Annotated in this window: 3 protein-coding genes; 2 read left to right on the top strand and 1 reads right to left on the bottom strand. The window is 70.6% G+C overall.

What is annotated here, in order from left to right; genetic code table 11:
- Positions 1-179: 179 nt before the first annotated feature.
- Positions 180-1562, bottom strand: a complete 1383-nt coding sequence (locus AC4IJH_RS43275; RefSeq protein ID WP_490857529.1) for a cysteine desulfurase/sulfurtransferase TusA family protein — start codon at positions 1560-1562, stop codon at positions 180-182.
- A 316-nt stretch (positions 1563-1878) separates the two neighbouring features.
- Between AC4IJH_RS43275 and ctaC the strand changes: the two genes are divergently transcribed.
- Both ctaC and AC4IJH_RS43265 read left to right on the top strand, forming a co-directional pair.
- Positions 1879-2847 carry an aa3-type cytochrome oxidase subunit II gene (gene ctaC, locus AC4IJH_RS43270; RefSeq protein WP_490857528.1) on the top strand — a complete coding sequence of 323 codons (969 nt, stop codon included), beginning with the start codon at positions 1879-1881 and terminating at the stop codon, positions 2845-2847.
- Positions 2844-3145: cbb3-type cytochrome c oxidase subunit I (locus AC4IJH_RS43265; RefSeq protein WP_490857527.1), on the top strand; the 302-nt coding region annotated here is incomplete at its 3' end. The genes ctaC and AC4IJH_RS43265, both read left to right, overlap by 4 nt.

The raw sequence follows: 3145 nt of genomic DNA, 5'->3' as shown, positions 1-3145 counted from the left end.
GGTCCGCCGGGGTGGGGTGTCCGGACTGCTTCGCTTTACGTCCGGACACCCCACCCCTCCGGCCCGTCTCCTCCCGTCCGTCGGGCGGCCGCCCGTGGTTCTTGGGGGCGCGGGGAACTGCGCGACCGGCCCCCACTGGGCCGCGCGTGCCTGACCGACCGTGCCTTCCGGCGATCCGCTCAGACGAGTCGCCGTACGACGTACGCCGCGCCCCGCGGGGCGGGCCGTTCGCCGACGTACTCCTGGGACCGCATCTGGCACCAGGCGGGGATGTCCAGCCGGGCCGCCTCGTCATCGGCGAGGACGGTCACCGTCTCGCCGACCGGTACGTCGCCGATCACCTTCGCCAGCTCGATCACCGGGATCGGGCACCGCTTGCCCAGCGCGTCCACGACGAGGTCCGGGGCGGGGGAGGGGCTCGCCGCCCGCTCCACGGGGACGCCCAGCTTCTCGCGTACGGAGCGGACCGCGCCCGGCAGTACGTCCAGGAACCGCTCCACATCGCCCTCGGCGGCCCCCATCGGCAGGGAGACGCGGACATTTCCCTCCGAGAGCACTCCCATCGCCCGCAGTACATGGCTCGGCGTCAGCGTGCTGGAGGTGCACGAGGAGCCGGAGGAGACCGAGAAGCCCGCCCGGTCCAGCTCGTGCAGCAGCGTCTCTCCATCGACATAGAGACAGGAGAACGTCACCAGGTGCGGCAGCCGCCGCACCGGGTCCCCGGCCACCTCCACATCCGGCACCTGTGCGGCCACCCGCGCCCGGATCCGGTCCACCAGCCCCCGCAGCCGCGCCGCTTCGTCCCGCGCCCCGGCCTGTACCGCCCGCAGCGAGGCCGCCGCCGCGACGACGGCCGGGATGTTCTCGAAGCCCGGCGCGCGCCCCGACTCCCGCTCGTCCAAAGGCCCCTGAGGCGCGAAGCGGGTGCCCTTGCGGACCACCAGCAGCCCCACGCCGGCCGGTCCGCCCCACTTGTGCGCACTGCCCGTCAGCAGCGACCAGGGGCCCGCCACCGGCCCCCAGGGCAGCGACTGGGCGGCGTCCACCAGCAGCGGCACCCCCGCCTCCCGGCAGGCGCCCGCCACCTCCTCCACCGGCTGCTCGGTGCCCACCTCGTGGTTGGCGGACTGCAGCGCGGCCAGCGCGGTGTCCGCACCCAGTGCCGCGGCGAACCGTGCCGCCTCGACCGCGCCGGTACGGCCGACCGGCACCTCGGCGGCCGAACCGCCCGCCGCCTCATGGGCCGCGGCGGCGTGCAGCACCGAGGAGTGCTCGACCGCGGAGTGCACCAGCCGGGATCCGACACGCCGACGCGCGGCGAGCGTGCCGGAAATTCCCGCGTGGACCGCGCGAGTCCCCGATGGGGTGAAAACCAGCTCGTCCGGACGGCACCCCACGGCCTCGGCGGCGGCCTCCCGCGCCGCGTCCAGCAGCAGGCGGGCCCGTCGTCCCTCGCGGTACAGGCGCGCCGGGTCGGCCCACCCCTCGTCCAGTGAGGCCAGCAGCGCCTCGCGGGCGACGGGGTGCAGCGGAGCGGAGGAAGCGGCGTCGAAGTAGGGCACGTACGAGACGCTAGCGCGTGGCTCGAGAGGCGGTCGAAGGGGCCGCGCCCCGCCCGCGCCCGCGGCCGGGCACAGCGTCAGATGTCGGCCGGAGCCGGGCATTCGGGGGTCCGTACGGCGTCGTCGGAACCCCTTCGTCCACCCCTTCGGGGAGTGAAGCGGCGCGTTGGGCACCCTCCCCGCGCGACCCCAAATAGCGTCCAGTAGGGTTTGGTCCGCATAAACATCCAAACCCCTGCCCGTGCCAGGGCCGGCGACCGACCAGCTGAGACGGCCGCAGCCGGTCTCGCGGGCGAGACTCTCGGGAAGGCGCTACGTGAGTCCCAACGGCTCCGACCGCTCGTCGCGGCGCCCGATGCGGCGGAAGCTGCCGCAGGTGCTGGCCGCGGGCCTGGTCCTTGTGACCGCCTCCGGTTGCGAATACAACTGGGAGGACTTCCCCCGCCTCGGTATGCCATATCCCGTCACGGACGAGGCGCCGCGGATCCTCTCTCTTTGGCAGGGCTCCTGGGCCGCCGCGCTCGCAGTGGGCGTGCTGGTGTGGGGCCTGATCATCTGGAGCTGGATCTTCCACCGCCGCAGCCGGACCAAGGTGGAGGTACCTGCCCAGACCCGGTACAACATGCCGATCGAGGCGTTGTACACGATCGTCCCGTTCATCATCATCGCGGTGCTGTTCTATTTCACCGCGCGGGATGAGAGCGAACTACTGAAGACTTCCAAGAAGCCCGACCACGTCGTCAATGTGGTCGGCTACCAGTGGAGCTGGGCGTTCAACTACCTGGAGGACGTGGACGGCGACAAGTCGACCACGAACATCGACTCCAAGGAACTCTCCGCGATCCCGGACAAGTGGAAGAAGTCGGCGCCCGAGGGTGCCGAGGGCGTCTACGAGGAGGGCACTCCCGGCCAGAAGACCCCCGGCAACCCCAGCCCGGGTCCGACGCTGTGGCTGCCCAAGGGCGAGACGGTTCAGTTCGTCCTGACCTCGCGTGACGTCATCCACTCCTTCTGGGTGGTGCCGTTCCTGATGAAGCAGGACGTCATCCCGGGCCACACCAACGTCTTCGAGGTGACCCCGAACAAGGAAGGCGTCTTCATGGGCAAGTGCGCCGAACTGTGCGGCGTCGACCACTCCCGGATGCTCTTCAACGTCAAGGTGGTTTCTCCGGAGGAGTACCGGAAGCACCTGAAGGACCTGGCGAAGAAGGGCCAGACCGGTTACCTCCCGGCCGGCATCAAGCAGACGGACGCCGCCAAGAACGCGGAGACCAACAACAAGTGAGCATCCTCAACGAACCCCAGGGTGCCGCCGCCGCAACGGCTCCGGCAGCACCACCCGTACGCCAGAAGCAACCCGGCAACGTCGTGGTGAAGTGGCTGACGACCACCGACCACAAGACGATCGGCACGCTGTACCTGGTCACGTCGTTCGCGTTCTTCTGCATCGGCGGCGTGATGGCGCTCCTCATGCGCGCCGAGCTCGCTCGTCCCGGCACGCAGATCATGTCGAACGAGCAGTTCAACCAGGCGTTCACGATGCACGGCACGATCATGCTGCTGATGTTCGCGACGCCGCTGTT

Source organism: Streptomyces sp. UF-297, from assembly GCF_058245575.1.
Note: the sequence above shows the minus strand (reverse complement) of the source record. Positions and strands in the feature narration are given on the sequence as shown.